At 44.7% G+C, this 19,814-nt stretch carries 17 protein-coding genes; 8 read left to right on the top strand and 9 right to left on the bottom strand.

Features of this window, described 5'->3' with window-relative positions; genetic code table 11:
- Positions 1 to 47 precede the first annotated feature (47 nt).
- The 4 genes from recD to KUG37_RS11625 all read left to right on the top strand — a co-directional run bounded on the left by recD (position 48) and on the right by KUG37_RS11625 (position 6,849).
- Positions 48 to 1,832: an exodeoxyribonuclease V subunit alpha gene (gene recD, locus KUG37_RS11610; RefSeq protein WP_216936622.1), complete on the top strand. Its 1,785-nt coding sequence runs from the start codon at positions 48 to 50 to the stop codon at positions 1,830 to 1,832.
- A gap of 895 nt (positions 1,833 to 2,727) precedes the next feature.
- A complete protein-coding gene (rpsO, locus tag KUG37_RS11615) occupies positions 2,728 to 2,997 on the top strand; it encodes a 30S ribosomal protein S15 (RefSeq protein ID WP_004637724.1) in 270 nt (89 codons plus the stop codon).
- 261 nt (positions 2,998 to 3,258) lie between these two features.
- Positions 3,259 to 5,346 (top strand): polyribonucleotide nucleotidyltransferase, encoded by a 2,088-nt coding sequence (gene pnp / locus KUG37_RS11620; protein ID WP_216936633.1) that lies wholly within the window; start codon positions 3,259 to 3,261, stop codon positions 5,344 to 5,346.
- 261 nt (positions 5,347 to 5,607) lie between these two features.
- Positions 5,608 to 6,849 (top strand): magnesium transporter CorA family protein, encoded by a 1,242-nt coding sequence (locus KUG37_RS11625; protein WP_216936621.1) that lies wholly within the window; start codon positions 5,608 to 5,610, stop codon positions 6,847 to 6,849.
- A gap of 109 nt (positions 6,850 to 6,958) precedes the next feature.
- Here the strand turns inward: KUG37_RS11625 and KUG37_RS11630 are convergent, their stop codons facing one another.
- From KUG37_RS11630 to KUG37_RS11655, 6 genes are all read right to left on the bottom strand, one after another.
- Positions 6,959 to 7,225: a YdcH family protein gene (locus tag KUG37_RS11630; RefSeq protein WP_216936620.1), complete on the bottom strand. Its 267-nt coding sequence runs from the start codon at positions 7,223 to 7,225 to the stop codon at positions 6,959 to 6,961.
- A gap of 88 nt (positions 7,226 to 7,313) precedes the next feature.
- On the bottom strand, positions 7,314 to 7,643 hold the full coding sequence (locus KUG37_RS11635) for a chaperone modulator CbpM (RefSeq protein WP_216936619.1): 330 nt from the start codon (positions 7,641 to 7,643) through the stop codon (positions 7,314 to 7,316).
- A 490-nt stretch (positions 7,644 to 8,133) separates the two neighbouring features.
- Complete coding sequence (locus KUG37_RS11640) at positions 8,134 to 8,595, bottom strand: DUF2147 domain-containing protein (protein ID WP_216936618.1); 462 nt, start codon at positions 8,593 to 8,595, stop codon at positions 8,134 to 8,136.
- A 326-nt stretch (positions 8,596 to 8,921) separates the two neighbouring features.
- A complete protein-coding gene (locus KUG37_RS11645; RefSeq protein ID WP_216936617.1) occupies positions 8,922 to 9,797 on the bottom strand; it encodes an Hsp33 family molecular chaperone HslO in 876 nt (291 codons plus the stop codon).
- A gap of 50 nt (positions 9,798 to 9,847) precedes the next feature.
- A complete protein-coding gene (locus tag KUG37_RS11650; protein WP_216936616.1) occupies positions 9,848 to 11,701 on the bottom strand; it encodes a cation:proton antiporter in 1,854 nt (617 codons plus the stop codon).
- 76 nt (positions 11,702 to 11,777) lie between these two features.
- Positions 11,778 to 14,000: a primosomal protein N' gene (locus KUG37_RS11655; protein ID WP_216936615.1), complete on the bottom strand. Its 2,223-nt coding sequence runs from the start codon at positions 13,998 to 14,000 to the stop codon at positions 11,778 to 11,780.
- 150 nt (positions 14,001 to 14,150) lie between these two features.
- On the opposite strand from KUG37_RS11655, the gene gspF reads away from it, so the two are divergent.
- From gspF to KUG37_RS11670, 3 genes are all read left to right on the top strand, one after another.
- The gene (gene gspF, locus KUG37_RS11660) at positions 14,151 to 15,356 is read left to right on the top strand and encodes a type II secretion system inner membrane protein GspF (protein ID WP_216936614.1); all 1,206 of its coding nucleotides are present in this window, start codon (positions 14,151 to 14,153) and stop codon (positions 15,354 to 15,356) included.
- A 79-nt stretch (positions 15,357 to 15,435) separates the two neighbouring features.
- Positions 15,436 to 15,870: a type II secretion system major pseudopilin GspG gene (gspG, locus tag KUG37_RS11665; RefSeq protein ID WP_216936613.1), complete on the top strand. Its 435-nt coding sequence runs from the start codon at positions 15,436 to 15,438 to the stop codon at positions 15,868 to 15,870.
- 283 nt (positions 15,871 to 16,153) lie between these two features.
- Positions 16,154 to 16,489, top strand: coding sequence for a hypothetical protein (locus KUG37_RS11670; protein ID WP_216936612.1), 336 nt, complete (start codon positions 16,154 to 16,156; stop codon positions 16,487 to 16,489).
- A 156-nt stretch (positions 16,490 to 16,645) separates the two neighbouring features.
- Here KUG37_RS11670 and lnt read toward each other — a convergent pair whose 3' ends face one another.
- Positions 16,646 to 18,205 carry an apolipoprotein N-acyltransferase gene (lnt, locus tag KUG37_RS11675; RefSeq protein WP_216936611.1) on the bottom strand — a complete coding sequence of 520 codons (1,560 nt, stop codon included), beginning with the start codon at positions 18,203 to 18,205 and terminating at the stop codon, positions 16,646 to 16,648.
- Positions 18,202 to 19,041: an HlyC/CorC family transporter gene (locus KUG37_RS11680; protein WP_216936610.1), complete on the bottom strand. Its 840-nt coding sequence runs from the start codon at positions 19,039 to 19,041 to the stop codon at positions 18,202 to 18,204. Before KUG37_RS11680 ends, lnt begins: the two co-directional genes overlap by 4 nt.
- 201 nt (positions 19,042 to 19,242) lie before the next feature.
- Between KUG37_RS11680 and tusA the strand changes: the two genes are divergently transcribed.
- Positions 19,243 to 19,503 (top strand): sulfurtransferase TusA, encoded by a 261-nt coding sequence (tusA, locus tag KUG37_RS11685; protein WP_216936609.1) that lies wholly within the window; start codon positions 19,243 to 19,245, stop codon positions 19,501 to 19,503.
- A 165-nt stretch (positions 19,504 to 19,668) separates the two neighbouring features.
- Here tusA and KUG37_RS11690 read toward each other — a convergent pair.
- Positions 19,669 to 19,814: 4Fe-4S dicluster domain-containing protein (locus tag KUG37_RS11690; RefSeq protein WP_216940465.1), on the bottom strand; the 146-nt coding region annotated here is incomplete at its 5' end.

The following is a 19,814-nucleotide window of genomic DNA, read 5'->3' on the forward strand; positions in this document are numbered from 1 at the left end:
GAGATTAAACAGAAAATTATCCTGTGGATAAGTTTGAGGATAACTGTGTGGAAAGTGAGCAGAATCACGTGTCGCAGCAAAATGCCAGTTTGATGGCCTGGATTGACTATCTGTGTCAGCTGCCGTTTAGTACAGCTCCAATAGATCTGGAAGCAAAATTGCTGATTCAGCAATTGCTTGAGGCGATGCAGGCGGGTGATAGCTGTATCGAAGTTGATGCTCAGCAAATTGCCTTATTACATAATCTGGTACTAGACCGCCGTCAGCACAGTATGGGAATCGCGCCGTTTGTTTTTGCAGACCAGCATTTATATCTGTACCGTTACTGGCAGCTCGAGCAGGCAGTAGCCGCGCATATTGTGCGAATTAAAAACCAGCCGGTTGCCGCCCTTCATTTATCCGAACGTGATCGTAGTTTACTTTCAGATTTACAGCAGCAAAAAGCCCTGCACATGGTAGCTCAGCAAGCCTTAAGCATTATTACCGGCGGCCCGGGCACCGGTAAAACCTATACGCTGGCACATATGATTGCGGTTTTATTTGAAGCTATGCCGAATATCCGGATCGCCATGGCGGCGCCCACCGGAAAGGCCGCACAGCGGATGAAAGAGGCACTGCAAAAAGCCTTGCACAGTGAAGCCTTACAACAGTTTGAGCTAGAACCCTTAAAACAGTTACAACCGGTGACCCTGCATCGTTTATTGGGTCTGGGCACTCGCGGACAGCCGCGGTTTCATGCCAAACAGCCTTTACCTTATGATGTGATTGTGGTCGATGAAGCCTCGATGCTGGATTTAAGTCTGTCCCAGATGTTACTGGCGGCGGTGCCGCCTCAGGCACGGCTGATTTTACTCGGGGACGCAGACCAGTTAGCCTCTGTCGATGTCGGAACAGTGCTGGCAGATTTACAGCAAGTCGCGACCTTGGAGGATAATCGGGTCAATTTAATCACTACACGGCGTTTTGCGACAGGAGCCAAAATTGGGGCAATGGCGGAGTTTATCCAGCAGAATCATGAGCCCTCTGCTGTACTGCAGAAATTTGAGCAGCAAATTGTGGTGGCAGCCAGTGAGTTAAAAGCCATTGATTTGGATCAGGTTGAGATTGACCAGTTGCAGCTGCAATACCTGCTCTCTGGCCCCGAACAGAACGGGCCTAGCTTGAGTCAGTATTATGACCAGTTGATGTATGGTTATCGGGCTTATGTACAGGCCATAAAAACGGAACAGAACTCAGCTGATTTTGAGCAGTATGTGCAACAAGTGGTAAAAACCTTTGATGATTATCGTATTTTAACGGCAATTCGTTCTGGTGATCTGGGCCTGCTCAAGATTAATCTGCAGATTGAACAACGTTTTTTAGCAGCGCAAGGCCAGTTGAAGCAGGGCGACTGGTATGTCGGTCGACCAGTCATGATGAGTTATAACGACTATCAGCTAGGCTTGTCTAATGGCGATATTGGCATCTGTTTCTTACGGGAGCAGTTTGGGCAGCGTCAGTTTGAAGTGTATTTCCCGAGTCTGGAAAAATGGGTATTGGCCACCCGCTTACCCAAAAGTATTGAAACCGCCTTTGCGCTGACCATTCATAAATCTCAAGGTTCAGAATTTTCCCATACCGCTGTGGTACTGGATCAATATGCAAAAAATTTATTGAGCAAAGAGTTGATTTATACTGCGATTACTCGCGCCAAAAAAGTGGTCAGTTTATTGGTAGATTGTAATGCTTTTACACAAGCACTTTGTGTCAGAACCACGCGAAAAAGTGGTTTGAGCCAAAAAATCCTTGAACAATCTAGCAGTTTATTGGCAAAAAATAATCAAACCTTGTAGGCAAAAGCTTACAAAGATTAAGGAAATTGACGCATAGAGCTTTTGCTCAATATTTGAGAAGATGTGTTTACAAAATAACTCAACAAGGAAAGTTGAGCATAATCGCATAATGATAATAATAATGTCGGTAGACAGCGAACTTACAGTGAAGTAAGTAAAAGAGGAAACTTACAGCCGCTAAGCCTTGTAGTTTTGGGAGAGACTACAAGGCTTTTTTATATCTTGTTACTTTTCCTCTCAAGTTGCTAGATTTTTATCCTAATTTCCTAGCCTACTTTCCTTGATTTAATCAGTAGAGTTAAGTAACTAAAGTTAAATAAAACGAGATTAATGTAACATTATGCAACTTTCAGAAGAAATATTGTACGTAATGGCTTACACAGAGATACGACAAATGCCTCTATTTGTCTGGGGAGAATGTGGCAAAATCTACCACACAAGGAAGATGATTTTTCAACAGGATGTTTGAAAATAATAATAAGCGTAAAACGCCTTAATAATACAATAAATAATAATGATAAAAGAAAGAACTACAGCGCCAAAAAGCCCGAGTTTACTCGGGCTTTTTTTTATTCATTTTTTATTGAGGTGGGCCGATAAATCAAGTCGGGTAAAAGACTGGTAAGCTTTTCAAAGGAATTTTGGTCTCTCATTCATCTTTGTATTTCTTGCCTTCAAATAATCCAGAACTGGAATGCTTGGTGGAGAAGAGTCATTGGATCTGAACGCAGAAAATGCCCGACCAAAACTACGCAAAAGTATGGATCTATTTTTGCAATTTGGCGCGTTTTCCCTTAAAATATGCAACTTGCTGTAGTGATGCACGGCAGTCAAGGTTATGAATTCTCATTACTTTGATTTTTATCAAAATATATAAGCATCTCGGAGAAATCGAATGGCTTTAACTAACGCAGATCGCGCAGAGATCATTGCTAAATTCGCACGCGCTGAAAACGATACTGGTTCACCCGAAGTTCAAGTAGCTCTTTTGACTGCTCAAATCAATGACTTACAAGGTCACTTCAAAGAGCACAAACACGACCATCATAGCCGTCGCGGTCTAATCCGTATGGTTAACCAACGTCGTAAGCTACTTGACTACCTAAATGGTAAAGACCACGGTCGTTATGTTGCTTTGATCGGTGCTTTAGGTTTACGTCGTTAATTCGATTTAAGCTTTTATTTTCGGGTGTATTGCATGCTTTATGCTGTATTACTGAAAACTAAAGTAGGCTTGGCTTTGCGCTGAGCTAGTGGAAGGGGCGAATGTTTCGCTCCTTCTTTGTGTTTAAAAATAGTATTTAATCTGGTGAGGTCGGCTTCTAAGCTTTGTCATTTATTCGTCCAACTGGTCGTGAATGCCAAACCTTAGGGGTCTCCACTAGAATAATTGTTCACAAGAACTAGGAAAAAATAAAACATGTCGATGTTTAATATTGTTCGTAAAGAATTTCAATTCGGTCAGCATACTGTAACTTTAGAAACAGGCCGTGTTGCCCGTCAGGCAAACAGTGTTGTAATCACCATGGGTGGCGTACAGGTGCTTGTAGCAGTTGTTGCACAGCCTAAAGCAAAAGCAGGTCAAGACTTCTTCCCATTGACTGTGAACTATCAAGAAAAGCAATATGCTGCTGGTCGTATCCCGGGTGGTTATGGCAAGCGTGAAGGTCGTCAGTCTGAAGCTGAAACTTTAATTTCACGTCTGATTGACCGTCCAATTCGTCCGTTGTTCCCAGAAGGTTACTTCAACGAAATTCAAGTAACAGCAACAGTTATTTCTTCTGACAAAACGATGGATGCTGACATTGCTGCAATGTTAGGTACATCTGCTGCATTGTCTATCGCTGGTACACCGTTCCGTGGTCCAATCGGCGGCGCACGTGTAGGTTTGATCAACGGCGAATACATTCTGAACCCGAATCTTGAACAACTCAAAGAGTCTGATCTTGATCTTGTGGTTGCAGGAACAGAATCTGCAGTACTGATGGTTGAATCTGAAGCGAAAGAGCTTTCAGAAGACCAAATGCTGGGTGCTGTATTGTTCGGACATGACGAAATGCAAATCGCGATCCAGGCGATTAAAGAATTTGCTGCCGCTGCGGGTGCAGTTGAGTCAACTTGGGTTGCTCCAGTTAAAAACGAAGAACTTCTTGGCAAATTGAAAGAAGCATTCGAAGCGAAAATTTCTGAAGCATATACAATTGCAGTTAAACATGAACGTTATGCAGCACTTGATGCACTTCAAGAAGAAGCATTGGCTCAGTTCGTTCCTGAAAATGACGAAACTGGCATTGCTGATGAAGTAAACGAATTATTCGAAGACCTTAAATACCGTACCGTACGTGACAATATCCTGTCTGGTAAGCCACGTATTGATGGTCGTGATACCAAAACTGTTCGTGCAATTGACGTACAGGTTGGTGTACTAGGCCGTGCTCACGGTTCTGCATTGTTCACACGTGGTGAAACTCAGGCGTTGGTAACAACAACTTTGGGTAATACTCGTGATGCGTTGATGGTTGATACCCTTGCAGGTACAAAAACTGATAACTTTATGTTGCACTACAACTTCCCTGCATACTCTGTAGGTGAAACGGGTCGTGAATCTGGTCCTAAACGTCGTGAAATCGGTCACGGTCGTCTAGCACGTCGTGGTGTTCAGGCTGTTCTTCCTGCGGCTGACCGCTTCCCGTACGTAATCCGTATTGTATCTGACATCACTGAATCAAACGGTTCGTCTTCAATGGCGTCTGTATGTGGTGCTTCATTATCATTGATGGATGCCGGTGTTCCACTTAAAGCGCCAGTTGCAGGTATTGCGATGGGTCTCGTGAAAGAAGGCGAGCGTTATGCAGTTCTTTCTGACATCTTGGGTGATGAAGATCACTTGGGTGATATGGACTTTAAAGTTGCAGGTTCTGCAAACGGTATTACTGCGCTACAAATGGACATCAAGATCGAAGGTATTACTGAAGAGATCATGGAGTCTGCATTGAACCAGGCTTATGCGGGTCGTATGCACATCCTGAACGAAATGAACCAGGTGATCTCACGCGCTCGTCCTGAAATTTCAATGTATGCTCCGACTTTCCAGGTGATCAACATCAATCCGGACAAAATCCGTGATGTAATCGGTAAAGGCGGCGCGACCATTCGTGCGATTACTGAAGAAACCAAGGCAGCAATCGATATCGAAGATAACGGTACAGTTCGTGTATTTGGTGAGACTAAAGCTGCTGCAGCCGCTGCGGTTGCTAAAATCCTGGCACTTACTGCTGAAATCGAACCAGGTACAATCTATATGGGTAAAGTGATCCGTATCGTTGAATTTGGTGCTTTCGTGAATATCCTTCCTGGTACCGATGGCTTATTGCATATCTCTCAAATCTCGAACGAACGCATTGCGAACGTGGCAGATGTATTGAAAGAAGGTCAGGATGTGAAAGTACAGGTTGCCGATGTTGACAACCGTGGCCGTATCAAATTGACCATGAAAGACATCGAACAGGTATAATTGATTGCACATTCACATGGGTGAGCCCGTGTGAATAAAAGATCTGTAAAAGCCCTGTGCTTTGCCAATGTTGTGACTTTGGTGGGCTCAGGGCTTTTTTTAAACTTTATTTTAACTGGTGTAAGGAAGACTTATAAATAAAAACATTATCTGATTGCTTAAGGATTCAGTCCGGCTCATAATTTTAATGCTGATAGATGGAGTATCTTAAGTTTCTATTCAGTTATAAAAAATTAAAATAGTGAATAGAGAATTGTTTTAATGAAAATTTATTATTTTTATCAGCATCTTTCAGATCATCATATTTCTGTACAAAAACAACTTAATACTGACGCTGAAACCCAACTTGTATTTACCTGGATTGATTGCGTCCGAATCGATGTAGTGAATCGCGCAGAAGCCTGGCAAAATGAAATATATCAACATACTCATATGTATCTAAATGAATTTCATGTAAAAGATATTTTAAATTTAGAGCATCCCTGTTCATTTGATACCCTGGATGACTATAACCTGCTGATTTTTCGTAAGCTCATTACCCCGGATGATGATATAGGGACGGGTGAACAGGCGTTTGAACAGCATGAACAGATGTTTGGCTTGGCCACCACACCGGTCAGTTTTATCATCACGCCACAAGTTCTGGTTACAGTACGTGAGCAGGGAAATAAGGTACTACAAAACTATATTTCCCGGATCGAGATGAATTTTATTCGATCTAGCCAGGAACAGAATAAGTCACGAAAACTTCCCGCTTCGCCTTTCGATCTGTCCTTACGCCTGCTGAACAGCATGGTGGATGGTTATCTGGATTTACGTGTACCGCTGACCCGACGGGTTGGATTTTGGCAGCAAGAATTGTTGCAAGGGCATCGCCGATTTAAGAAATGGGATCAGTTATTGCAAGAAAGCATGTCTTTTCAACAGGTTGAGGATTTATGTGAAGAGCAGATTGATGTCCTGCAAGAGTTTAGGGATGAAATCATAGATAATTACTCCCATTCGAAAGGAAAGAAAAAGCCTGCACAGCTGGATATACTATTGGTTCGTATCAATGATTTAATCAGTCATGTGGAGCGAATTCAAAAACATATTGTTCGTCTTCGTGCATCTATCCAAGCCACCATCGATTTACATTTTTCTGCAATTGCCAACCAAACCAATGAAAACATGCGTATATTGGCCATAATCACGGCAATCTTTGCACCTTTGACCCTGTTAACCGGAATTTATGGAATGAATTTTGAGTTTATTCCAGGTTTAAAATCTCCTGCCGGATTTTGGATAATGTTAATGGTGATGGTCATCACCACCGTATTATTGATCTATTATTTTTATCGCCGACATTTGGTCGGTTTAGGAGAGAAAAGCGTGATTGATCTGTTAGCCCAACAAAATAAAGATCAGCCCGTAAACCTGTTCTGGTTGCTAGACTATAAGCCAATTAAGCGGTCTGTCAAAAAAACCGTAGAAAAAGTCGAAAAATTAACCAAATTAAAATAGCTGTAGTTTTATCCTTGCATCAAGGATCGTATTTTTAAGCACAGCCAAGCGATTTCAAACTTCAGTCGAAATGTACTGAATGATCCAGCCTGGCTTGCTCGGTCACCCCTTAAGAGAGATTTCCTACCTGAGCAGTTCGCGTCAGTATTTTATATATTTCATCTTTTATTTTTAGTTTTTTACGTTTGATGACTTCAATATCACTGTTGATCTGGTTCACAGGATCCAGTTCCAGCTGAGTAATTTGTTTGTCCAGTTCACTATGCTCCTCAAATAACTTGGCAAAGTGTGGATCTTCCTCTCGAAGCTGGATAATTAAATCGCGATATTCGGGGAACATGTATTTGATTTTCTTATTGCAATCTTTGGTTTTCATAGCAACTCTAATACTCTCATTATAAAATTAAAAATAAATAGCCCTGAGCTACAGCACAAGCATGCATGTAGACAGAGCATTAGAAGATTTACTTTAATTGCAAATGTTTTACCTCGCGGCGTAACTCTTGCACTTCATCAATTAAATCCAGCATCATGGCAACTGCAGTAAACGAGGCGTCAAAATCACGTTGCAGGCGGTAGGCGCGTTGTGCGCGTGAGATATCTTCACCCAGAAAGATACTGTGGTGGGTTTCGGAACGGTCTGGCAAAATTCCATATTCAATAAGTTGCATGACCCATTCCGGACTTTGTCCACACGCTTCAGCAAAGTGGATCAAATCAAATGAACGATCATCCACAATTTCTGATGGAACATAACCGTGTGAAAAACTTTCTCGGTATTGAATCGTAGTCATGGAGCTACTCCTTAAACAGCCAAATATGTAATATGAAGAAAAAAATGAGGTGCCGGTATGGAGCACTTTCTTTTTTCCTGACATGCATACTCAGCGTGATGATTCAACTGATCAGGAGGGCAGAGAGAATATATGAGGGCATTCAATGATGCGGTCTCTCTGATCGAATCTGCTTCAGTGGAATGTAAGTATAAAAGGCTTGAGGCTGAACCTGTTTTTATAATTTTATGTTCTATCGGCAGAGCAGGTGAATTGACAAAGCTGTGCTGAACAGGTGGCACCAGATGAGGACGACATGTCGGTCCTGAAGGCAGAGTTAAACTAGGCTGAAGATTGATCATCATATATATGCATGAATAAAAAATAACCGTCTTCGATCCATTATTATGACTTTCCGTGCTACGAAACAGTTTTTATTTGTACCTTCTTGTTTCAAATCATGACAAAGAAAAAAGCCCCTGGAACAGGGGCTTTGAAAAGCCTTGTTAAATTAATATTTTACCCAAGTCACACTGCGGCCAATCACCGATACCCCGACATAACCCCGTAAGGTCAGACGTTTGCCATTGGTACTTAAGCGTGCCTTACCTTTGTAAACTTTACCACTGATCGGATCAAGCACTTTGCCATCATGGAATTCACGTGGCTTTTCCGGATCTGCTTTAAAATCCCAGATAAAAGGCAGGCCTAGAAAAGGTTTGTCCTTGAGCTGACCGGGACACTTATGACAGATGCCCATTTTTTCCGCGCCAGGCAAGCTGCGTGTTTCAACAATAATCCCTTCATAGCTACCGTTCGCTTTCTTGCGGATTTCCACATCTGCACGAGAATAACCCGATTGATCATCAATGGTTTTCCATTTACCCACTAACGGATCTTCATAGGCAAAGGCCAAACTGGAAACTACGGCCAAACTCATCCCCATTACGAGAGTATTCAATAATTTCTTCATAACATTCCTGTTGGTAAGATCATTTGTTTATTTTAGAATTATTACTCTAATTTATTTCAAAAGAGTAATTAAATCAATAGTATGAAATGTGTTTTTCTTCTCTTAATTTTTTGAAAATGATAAGTATTTGGCTTTTGATAATGTGAATAGTTGTATAATTTAAATGGAACTCTTGGGTGGAATTTGCATGAAGGTTTAATCCGGCGAGTAGGCAGATTTTCTACTTTAAGGAAATGTTCTCTCCATTCATCACAGCTCCATGGGTTTAAACGCATAAAAAAAAGCATTCCTGAGGAATGCTTTTTAAAACTCAGGATTAGAACTGTTTAGCTCAGATGTTTACCGAAAAGACCCAAGGCTTCTTCAGCGGTAAAAGTATATTGGCTATTACAGAACTGACAGTCCATCTCGATCGGATTCTGGAGTTCCAGTGTTTCACGGATTGAATCTATGCCAATCTGCTGTAAGGCAACTGCACAACGCTCTTTAGAGCAGGTACAACCAAACTTCAACACCTCAGCATCTGGTAGACGAACTTCTTCTTCATTATATAAACGGTAAAGAATATCAGTAGCTTGCAAACCGACCAGTTCTTCAGCTTTCAAGGTTTCTGTAAGCAGGGTCAGACGTGGCCATAGATCTTCATCCACACGACGTTGTTCTTCTTCACTATTACGTGGCAACAACTGAATCAGTAAACCGCCTGCACGCTGCTGGTCACTCGCCAGTACAATGCGCGTCGGAATCTGTGCAGACAGGTCATAATACTGCATCAGACAGCCCGCCAGATTTTCCTTATCGAGTGGTACGATCCCCTGATAACGCTCACCAAACTCTGGTTCGATATTGATAAACAAGATCGGGGAGACCAGCGACTTTAAAACTGTACTGCTGTCTTCGCCAACCAGAAAATGCGGGTCTTCCTCATAGTCCGCCAAAGCGCGAACTTCACCCAAGTGGTTGCATTCAGCCATGGCCCATTTAAAGGTGCCTGATGCCTGAATTTGCAGGCTGATACGCCCTTTAATCTTCAATGTGCTGGCCAGCAGTGCAGTGGCGCTGAGCATTTCGCCTAACAGGATTTTGACTGCAGGTGCATAGTCACGTTGCGCTAAAATGGTTTGTAAAGCTTCTTCAAGATGCACCACTTCACCACGAACAGGGCTATCTTCAATAAAAAAGCGTTGGCGTAAATCAGACATAAAATTCTCCATAACCCTGTTTTAATGGTGTCATTATTGTAAAACACAAGTTATGACAGATCATCTCTTAACGCATCAATTCTTACGCCGTTTGTATCCGGTTGCTGCTGTATATCCGGTTTTTGCACTTTCTGACGTTGATCGTGAGCAAATAGATACTCCAGTTCAGCCAAACTGTTACGGTGATTTTCATAATTTGGATGTTGATCAGGATCCAGATCATACTGGCTGTTTAACAGCTTTTCATCCTGTTCACGGAAGTTTTGCACCTGTTGCTGGCTGTCTTCCGGGTTGGCATTGAGCTGGCTTAATAAGGACTGGGTTAATTCTAGCGCAGAAAGATAGGTTTCACGCCAGATGTGTTGCACGCCCAAATCCTGCAATAAATGTACATGATGCCGGTCACGTGCACGGACCCATAAACCAGTTTCAGGATAATTCAGCCGCAGATGCCGCACGATCAGCATCGAATCTTCAATATCATCAATGGCGATAATCACTTGTTGTGCCGTAGCAATACTTGCATGCGCCAAGGCTTCAGGTTCTGTCGCATCGGCCTGATAGAAAGGGATTTTATGCTGAGCGAGTAATTCAGTTGCTTGCACATTGCTGTCCATGACACTAAATGCATGCTGTTGTTGCAGTAGAATCCGGGCAATGATCTGTCCGAAGCGGCCAAAGCCAATCAGCAGAAGTGGCGCACTGGCTTGAGGATCGGGATCGGTTTCAAAGGTCGCTGCCAGATGATTGTGACGATCCAGGCGCGGTAAAATCTGGCTATGTAATAACCAGTAAAATGCGGGGGTCAGCAGCAAGGAAAAACTCACCATCCAGAGCAAGGGAGACAGTAGATTACCTGCAATAATCTGGTTGGATACTGCAATCACCAGTGTCAGCAAGGCAAACTCGCCGCCCTGCGCCAGACTGGCTGCCAGCAGGGTACTATTGCGCCAGCTATCTTGATGATAACGCGCCAATGCCAAAGTAAGGGCAAACTTGATCAAGATCAAAGTCAAAGTACCGCCCAGAATCATCCTGGGGAAATTCAGCAGATCAGGCAGCTGTAGTGACATGCCCAGACTGATAAAGGCCAGACCAATCAACAGGCCCTGAAAAGGCCGAACGGCGCTTTCTACCGCAGGCCGGAAATCTGAATCTGCCAGTAAAATGCCGGCAAATAAGGCACCGAGAAACAGATTCAGTCCGAGGGTATTCATTAATACCAACAATGCCAAGGTCACAGTAATCGCCACAATCACATGCAGTTCGTGACTGCCGCTTTTGGCAATCCAGCGATACAACGGCTGCATCAGGTAACGATTACATAAGAACAGGCCGCTCAACGTTGCAATAATGGCAGCAAAATAGGCCACACCATGTTCGGTCGAGCGAATCCCGGCAAATAGGGGAATGGCTGCAATGACAGGGATGGCCAACAGGGCATGCACCAGCAGAATCGAATAGGTCTGCTGGCCATAACTGGTGGCGAACTGTTCCTGATTATTCAGCTGTTGCATCACCAAGGTCATGGCGGACAGACTGCCGGCAAGTCCAATTACAATGCTGGTAAGCAGGCCTTGTTGCAAAAAGCTCCAAGCCATCAGACTGAACATCAGGGCGCTGATCAGTACCTGTAAAGTTGCCATCATCCACAGTGTGGGATGGATCTGGACAATACGTTGCGGTCTCAGTTGCAAACCGATCCAGAACATCAGTACCATCAGGCTGACCTGCATGAAGCTGTTCAGAACTTCGGGCGCCTCAATGAGATGTAAAAGGCCTGGACTTAAGAGGAGCCCTGTTAACAGATAGCCCAGCACACTTGGCAATCTGAGCCTTTTACTCAGCGGCACCATAAACAGTGCGATTACCAGAACCAGTGTTATTTGTAACAGTATCGACATTTTCCTGCCCTAAATTTTATTCTTGATCCAGACGTTGATTGTTCTATCGCGAACATGCACTCAGGCGCAATTTCTCTTAGCTCAGTTCCTGAGGATCAATGTCCAGCGTAAGCTTCATGCTGGAAGGCTTGTCCTGCAGCATGTTTTGCCACCAGCTGCGCACATAGTAATGCAAACGTGGACGATCCGCTGACAACAGCACCATATGCGACTGATAGCGTCCCGCCTTACGTTCCATTGGTGCAGGAATCGGCCCCCAGATGTCCAGCACCAGATCGGGATATTGCCTGAGGAGTACTGCATGTTTCTGTAAGAATTCGGTATTTTGTGCCTGATCCTTGGATTCACAGCGAATCAGGATGGCATAACGGTAGGGCGGCATCTGGGCGATTTGCCGTTCTTTTAAGGTCTGCTGGGCAAAGACGCGATAATTTTCATTCACCAGAGTATTGAGCAGGGCATGATCAGGTCTGAGTGTTTGCAGATAGACATCACCCTTTTGTTCACCGCGTCCGGCCCGACCTGAGACTTGCACAATCAGCTGAGCAGTACGTTCAGTAGCACGAAAATCTACACTGAGCAGACCGGAATCGATATCCAGAATCGCGACCAGAGTCACATAGGGAAAATGATGCCCCTTGGCCAGCATCTGGGTGCCGAGCAAAATTGCTGGTTCACTTTTCTGAATCTTGTCATAAATTTTTTGCCAGCTGCCGACCCGGCTGGTTGAATCGCGATCGACCCGAATCACCTCAAAGTCTGGAAAGAGCTCAGTCAGGTGTTCTTCGACTTTGCCGGTGCCCATACCCAGCGTGACCAGTTCCTGATGCTGACATTGCGGACAGTGTTCCGGCATACGGTGAATGGTTCCGCAGTGATGGCAATGTAGATGCTGATAAGGCTGGCGGTGTACAGTGAAGTTGGCATCGCAGTGCGGACATTGTGCCTGCCAGCCACAACTGCCGCAAATCAGGACGGGGGCATAACCACGGCGGTTTAAAAAGATCAGCACCTGTTCTTTTTTCTCCAGACGCTTTTTGATGTCCTGAATCAGTTGCAGACTGATGCCATGCTGCTTTTGTGCGACTTTTAAATCCAGAATATGGATTTTGGGCATTAAGGCTGTACCGGCACGTTGATTCAGCTCCAGCGCCTGCATCTTGCCATGTTCAACTAGCGCATAACTGTCGATACTTGGCGTGGCTGAACCCAGCAGTACCGGACATTGCTGTAAATGGCCGCGATACAGAGCCACATCGCGGGCATGATAGCGGAAGCCTTCCTGCTGTTTAAAGGACAGGTCATGTTCTTCATCCAGAATGATCAGGCCCAGATTCGGCATCGGGGTATAAATGGCGGAACGTGTACCGAGTACAATTGAGGCTTTGCCAGTTTCTGCCGACTGCCAGGCCTGTAGTCGTTTGGAATCATTCAGACCCGAGTGCAGCAGCGCAATATGACAATGAAAACGGGATTGGAAGCGGCTGATAGTTTGCGGCGTCAGGCCGATTTCCGGTACCAGCACCAGCACCTGTTTGCCCTGTTTCAGCACCTGCTGCATGATCTGCAAATACACTTCAGTTTTACCGCTGCCAGTCAGACCATCCAGTAAAAAAGCCTGATATTGGTTGCGATATTTTAATACCTGTTCGACTGCATGTTTTTGTTCAGGATTGGCGGTCAGCGGCATCTGTGCCAGTTGCATGGGCTGTGGGCTGAAATCTTGCGGCTCCAGCACACAGGTACAGATCTCCTTTTTCTCCAGTGCTTTTAAGGTCGCGGTTTCAATCCCGGCCATATTCAGCACATTTTCAGTGGTTCCAACCGGATGCAGTTTTAAAATCCGGTAGGCTTCCTGCTGTTTTTCTGAACGACGTACTTTGGCTTCGGCATTCGGGTCCAGGAGCTTCCAGGTGCGAGCCAGCAGGTTATAAGGCCTACCCTGACGTAACAGGGTGGGCAGAGCACTATGGAAGACTTCACCCATCGGAAACTGGTAATACTGTGCAGACCATGTCAACAAACTTAAAACTTTGGGATCTATGATGGCACGTTCATCGAGCAGTTCGGTAACTGCTTTGAGCTTAAAGCGGGGGTCAAGAGGGATATCCTCCGACAGTTTTTCGACAATCACCCCAACCAGATTCTGACGACCAAATGACACCAGTACACGTGCACCAATCTGTGCCTGTTCAAATTGTTCTGCACTCATGGTGTAATCAAAACAATCAAATACATGTACAGGTACAGCAACGCGTACGCGATAAAGTGGACTTGAATCTGGGTGAGAATTTTGCATATCTTGGGGTGGATATCCTGAAGAAATTTCGTCGTGCTTAAAGTTCGATTATGTTAGAGTGAACAGATAATTTATATCAAAGAATATGAATGATTTCGGTGGTCTGACGCAACAGCGTTGAGCAAAATTTTGGAAAATTAGAGCATTACAATGCCTGCATATCAGTTTATTGCGCTTGATCCTTCAGGGAAGCAGCAAAAAGGCGTGCTGGAAGGGGATTCTGCGCGTCAGATCCGGCAACAATTACGGGATAAAGCCCTTATTCCGGTTTCTGTTGATCCTGTTGAAAAAAAAGACTCCCAGCATCGGCGAAAATGGTTTGAAAAAAGCATCACAGCCTATGATCTGGCGCTTATGACCCGGCAGTTGTCCGTACTGGTCGCTGCCGCAATTCCGCTGGAAGAAGCCATTCGCGCCGTCGGTAAGCAAAGCGAAAAAGTGCATGTGCAAAACCTGCTGATGTCAGTACGCTCCAAAGTAATGGAAGGGCATAGCCTGGCGCAGGGGCTGCAGCAATCCGGACGTTTTCCGGAGCTGTATATTGCCACGATTGCCGCCGGTGAGCGTTCCGGGCATCTGGATCTGATTCTGGATCAACTGGCAGACTATACAGAAAACCGTTTCGCCATGCAGAAAAAAATTCAGGGTGCGATGGTCTATCCGGTTATCCTGATGCTGATGTCCTTTTCGATTGTGATGGGACTGATGACCTATGTGGTGCCGGATATCGTCAAGACCTTTGACCAGAGCAAGGATGCCTTGCCATGGATTACCGTCGCCTTGATGAAAGCCAGTGATTTTATCCGGATTGCCTGGCCATTTTTAGTGATCGGTGGTGCCGTGGGGGTTTTTCTGTTGGTCCGGTTTTTAAGAACCACCGCCGGGCATTATGCCTTTGACCGTCTGACCTTAAAATTACCCCTGTTCGGAAAACTGTCACGCGGGATTAACGCCGCACGCTTTGCCAGTACTTTATCTATTTTGACCCAGTCTGGCGTACCTCTGGTTGATGCGCTACGCATTGGTGCTGCAGTCAGCAATAACTGGGTGATCCGGGATGCTGTGAATCTGGCAGCGGAAAAAGTCACCGAAGGTGGCAACCTGGCGACCCAGCTGGAGCGTAGTGGTTATTTCCCGCCGATGATGGTACAAATGATCAAAAGTGGTGAAGCGTCTGGTGAACTGGACCGGATGCTGGAACGTGCTTCACAGATGCAGGACCGCGAAGTGACCACCCTGATTTCAACTTTACTGGCCTTGCTGGAACCTTTAATGCTGGTGCTGATGGCCAGTATCGTTTTGGTTATTGTGATTGCAGTCATGCTGCCAATTGTGAATATGAATAATATGATTTAAACAGAAGCCAGTTAGAGTTTTGCTGTGATCAAGATTCAAGTGGAAATTCTGAATGATGCAGATAAATGAGAGAGATTAAATGAAAAGGAATCAATTAAATAAACAGACGGGCTTTACCTTAATCGAAGTCATGGTGGTGATTGTGATTCTCGGTGTGCTTGCTGCACTGATCGTACCGAATGTAATGGGTCGTGGTGAGAAAGCCAAGGTCGATACCACCGTGATTAAATTGCAGAGCATTGCAGGTTCACTGGACCAATATAAGCTGGACAATGGCAAATATCCAAGTATGCAGGAAGGCGGTCTGGATGCACTGGTGAACCAGCCAGCGACTGCAAAGAACTGGGTGCCGGGTGGCTATGTCAAAGGTGGCTATCCAAAAGACAGTTGGGATAATGAGCTGCAATATGTGATTCCGGGCACTGATGGTCGAAGCTTTGATCTGTATTCGTTTGGTGCAGATGGTCAAGCGGGTGGTGAAGGCACCGATGCTGATATTTATTATCAGCCTTAATTAAGAATCATTATAAATCCCGATGGATGGAATATATCACTTCACTTGATAGGTGATTTCAATGCGAAGTGAAGTGATAATGAACCTTGGTTACCAATTATTATGTAAGTTAATGATATTTATTATAATTAATTAATAAAAGCGATATGCGAGTTATAATAAGAACTATTCCCATGTTTATCTATTACAATTCTCGTAAAATGTGAATAAACATACACTTTCTATTTGTTTGAAAAAGCTCATAATGATCTGAACGGCACTTGACCAGCCAACGGAGAAGGATATGAAAGCATTAATCTTGGGAGATGAAATCAATCAATTTCATTGGTCGATGCTGAAATCTGTTCTTCTGGTTTTAAGCATGCTGCCGATCACTCAGGGTATTGTACATTTATGGCAAAGTACCGAAGGCAGCAGCCAGATTATGGTGGCGTTCTTTGCCATCAGCTTGATGAGCAGTTTATTGGCACTGTGTTTCTGGTCAGCATTGAGTGCGAGTGTCATTCGTATTCAAGCTGAACAAGGCTCATCATTTGAACAGACACTCGTTACCCTCTATCGTCATGTACCGATGCTGTCTCTTGCCAGCATGTTGTGTTATTTGGCTGTACAGTTTTAAGTTTTAAAGAGATGAAAAAACCGAGGCATTGACCTCGGTTTTTTATTGCCTTGAGTGTTCCTCCCTTCATTAAAGGGAGGTTAGGAGAGATTGATAAGATCTATATTCAGGAATCCCCCTAAGTCCCCCTTTGTAAAAGGGGGACACTTGAAGAAATTACCGTCTCGACTTAAAGCTGACATCCACTTTACGTGGACGGAAGCGCCATCCCAGCAGCAAAAGTAGAACCGAGAAGATCAGTACCGGCCAATCGCTGAGTTTCATATATAGGGTTTCGCCCTGCATAGCTGGAAGTTCACCACGTAATACCGCTTCCTGATCCATTGGTGCTCGTTTCACAATATGGCCATTGTGGTCAACAAATGCGGTCACACCGGTATTGGTGGCACGGATAAACCAGCGGCCATTTTCCTTGGCACGCATTTGCACCATCTGCAGATGCTGTAGCGGTCCTGCCGTGCCAGTAAACCAGGCATCATTAGATACGGTCACCAGAAAATCACTTTGGCTGGCATTGCGGCGGGTCAAATTAGGATAAGCCACTTCATAACAAATCGCAGAACCCAAAGGATGATTTTTTACATTCAAGGGTTTTTGATGATCTGGGCCACGGGTAAAACCACTCATGGACGGATCATTCTGTAGGCCCGGCAATACCCAGCTTAACCAGCCTGACAAGGGAATATATTCACCAAACGGAACCAGACGCTGCTTTTTATATAGCCCGTCAGATTCATCTCCGCTGGCCATAATACTGTTGTAATATTTTGGATAGCCTGCAGTCTGCGATTCGGCTAAATCCCAATATGGAATGCCAGTCACCCAGGCAGTTCCCGATTTTTCCGCCTGTACTTTCATGGCTTCCAGAAAGGCTTCAATGTCGGTCTGGAACATAGGAATCGAAGATTCCGGCCAGACGATCAGATCTCGGCCCCATTCGGTTTTACTCAGATTGGCATAAATCAGTAAGGTCTTCACCTGATATTCAGTCAACCATTTCAGGTCTTGCGGAATATTGCCCTGAATTAGGGAAACAGTTAAAGGTTTTTGATTTTTTTGCTCAACAAAGGTCAGCTGTGCTGCACCCCAGGCACCAAGTAACAGAATGGCGGAAGGAATGGCCCAGAACAGACGTCTATTCAGGATTTCTACCAGCGCACAGGCTAGAATGATGACGACGAAAGAGACCCCAAACACCCCGAATAAGGGCGCATAAGCATCCAGGTAGCGTTCAGTAAAGGCATAGCCGGCAAATAACCATGGGAAACCGGTAAAGACCCAGGTCTTGGCCCACTCAAACAGTACCCAGAGCGGAGCAAAGGTTAAAGGAGTTTCCGGGAAAAAGCGGCGATAGACAAAGCATTGGACAGCGCTAAACAGTCCCATGACCAAGGCCATAATGAGAATCATGACGATACTCAGAAATGCATTGGTATCGCCGTAGACATGAATGGAGGTATAGAGCCAGAATGCACCCACAAACCACAAGCCGATTCCGTAGACCCAGCCAATGCCAAAGGCCTGTTTTGCGCTACGTCCACGCAGGCAGGCGTAGAGCAGGGCTGGAGACAGAATGGCCAGCCACCAGTAATGATAGGGAGCCAGTGCCAAACTGAAGATGGCACCTGCGAATAAGGCAATTAAAACAGGATAGATCAGCGGCAACGGTTTTTGCTGTTGATCCGAGCTCAACAGCTTGTCGAAATACGCTCTCATTGGCGAACGGCTCGAATCAGGTGAATAGAGCGAGAATCTGCTTCAAGAATGGTAAATTGCCAGTTTTCCAGTTCAATGGTCTGGCCTTCAAGATCATTCACCAGACCAATTTCCTGTAATAACAACCCCCCCATGGTTTCCACTTCATCATCAGAAAAATTCGCATCCAGCATGTTATTGAAATGCTCAATCGGGGTCAGGGCCTGTACTATCCAAGTATTGGGGGTGTTTGGGTCGTTATCCGGAACAATAAACTGTGCTTCTTCATCGGTATTGTCATGTTCATCTTCAATTTCACCGACAATTTCTTCGAGAATATCTTCTAGCGTCACCAGACCCGAAGTAGTGCCGTATTCATCAATCACCACGGCAATATGGGTCTGGGTGTTTTTCAGCATGCGCAGTACCTGATCCGAACGGGCACTTTCCGGAACAAACAGAGGCTGACGCATGAGGGCACGAATATCGACTTTGGCCGTCGGTTCAGTCAGAAAAGGCAATAAATCCTTGGCTAACAGAATACCGACCACATTATCGGTTTGATCGGATGAAAATACCGGAAAACGTGAATGCGCAGATTCGACCAGTACATGCAGGATATCCAGCAGTTGGTCATCTTCCTGCAAGCTGATCATTGACGTGCGAGGCGTCATGACTTCACGAATTTTGGTTGCCGGGAGGTCAAGTACGCCCTCAAGCATGGCAACAGTATCTGGTTCTAAAAATCGACGTGAATCTTGTACTAATTTTAGCAGTTCGTCGCGAGTTTCGGGTGCAGTTCCCAGCCATTTGCGTAAGCCGCGCATACCCCACGACGGGCCTGATTCCTCGTGCATGATTTTTCCTGAAGACTTTTAATATCTAAAAAAACGTGGTTTTATCATACCGCAGAAAATCCGCTTGTCTATTGTAAATATGATGGGCAGTCTTGATCGCTCGAGTCAGAGCTGGTTTTAGCTATGGACATGCGTGCAAAGCAGCAATGCTATCACTGGTTTATGCTAAAATATTTTGGTCTTTCCATACTGAGTTTATCGATGTCCCCCACTAAAATTATTCCAAGCCTGCAATTGAATACCCGAGGTTTACGTTGTCCTGAACCAGTCATGATGTTGCATCAGGCGATCCGTAAATCCAAGGCAGGTGATGTGGTTGAGGTGTTTGCCACGGATAATTCGACTTCTTGGGATATTCCAAAATTCTGTATGCATTTGGGGCATGAGTTGCTGTTGCAGGAAGAACGGCTGGATGAAAATGGCAATAAAGAATTTCATTATCTGGTGAAGAAAGGCAGCTAAATCTGCCGAACAATCTTATGGGCTTTGTGTGCTGATAATTTTTAGTTGATCTTAATATAATGTTATCAACATTCTCCTAAAAATAAACCCGCTTAATAGCGGGTTTATTTTGATCTTGTGAGAAATTACATATTCGGGTATGAGCTTGCGCAAGCACTATCCAAATTACATATTTGGATAGTTTGGACCACCGCCACCTTCCGGTGTTACCCAGGTGATGTTCTGGGACGGATCCTTGATGTCACAGGTCTTGCAGTGTACACAGTTGGCTGCATTGATCTGGAAACGCTTGGAACCGTCATTATTTTCCA

The organism is Acinetobacter sp. BY419 (genome assembly GCF_019038395.1).
GTDB lineage: Bacteria > Pseudomonadota > Gammaproteobacteria > Pseudomonadales > Moraxellaceae > Acinetobacter.

Excerpts from the sequence above, each read along its gene's own strand:
- rpsO (WP_004637724.1), top strand. The coding sequence starts at position 2,728 with ATGGCTTTAACTAACGCAGATCGCGCAGAGATCATTGCTAAATTCGCA.
- pnp (WP_216936633.1), top strand. The coding sequence starts at position 3,259 with ATGTTTAATATTGTTCGTAAAGAATTTCAATTCGGTCAGCATACTGTA.
- KUG37_RS11625 (WP_216936621.1), top strand. The coding sequence starts at position 5,608 with ATGAAAATTTATTATTTTTATCAGCATCTTTCAGATCATCATATTTCT.
- KUG37_RS11630 (WP_216936620.1), bottom strand. The coding sequence starts at position 7,225 with ATGAAAACCAAAGATTGCAATAAGAAAATCAAATACATGTTCCCCGAA.
- KUG37_RS11635 (WP_216936619.1), bottom strand. The coding sequence starts at position 7,643 with ATGACTACGATTCAATACCGAGAAAGTTTTTCACACGGTTATGTTCCA.
- KUG37_RS11640 (WP_216936618.1), bottom strand. The coding sequence starts at position 8,595 with ATGAAGAAATTATTGAATACTCTCGTAATGGGGATGAGTTTGGCCGTA.
- KUG37_RS11645 (WP_216936617.1), bottom strand. The coding sequence starts at position 9,797 with ATGTCTGATTTACGCCAACGCTTTTTTATTGAAGATAGCCCTGTTCGT.
- KUG37_RS11650 (WP_216936616.1), bottom strand. The coding sequence starts at position 11,701 with ATGTCGATACTGTTACAAATAACACTGGTTCTGGTAATCGCACTGTTT.
- KUG37_RS11655 (WP_216936615.1), bottom strand. The coding sequence starts at position 14,000 with ATGCAAAATTCTCACCCAGATTCAAGTCCACTTTATCGCGTACGCGTT.
- gspF (WP_216936614.1), top strand. The coding sequence starts at position 14,151 with ATGCCTGCATATCAGTTTATTGCGCTTGATCCTTCAGGGAAGCAGCAA.
- gspG (WP_216936613.1), top strand. The coding sequence starts at position 15,436 with ATGAAAAGGAATCAATTAAATAAACAGACGGGCTTTACCTTAATCGAA.
- KUG37_RS11670 (WP_216936612.1), top strand. The coding sequence starts at position 16,154 with ATGAAAGCATTAATCTTGGGAGATGAAATCAATCAATTTCATTGGTCG.
- lnt (WP_216936611.1), bottom strand. The coding sequence starts at position 18,205 with ATGAGAGCGTATTTCGACAAGCTGTTGAGCTCGGATCAACAGCAAAAA.
- KUG37_RS11680 (WP_216936610.1), bottom strand. The coding sequence starts at position 19,041 with ATGCACGAGGAATCAGGCCCGTCGTGGGGTATGCGCGGCTTACGCAAA.
- tusA (WP_216936609.1), top strand. The coding sequence starts at position 19,243 with ATGTCCCCCACTAAAATTATTCCAAGCCTGCAATTGAATACCCGAGGT.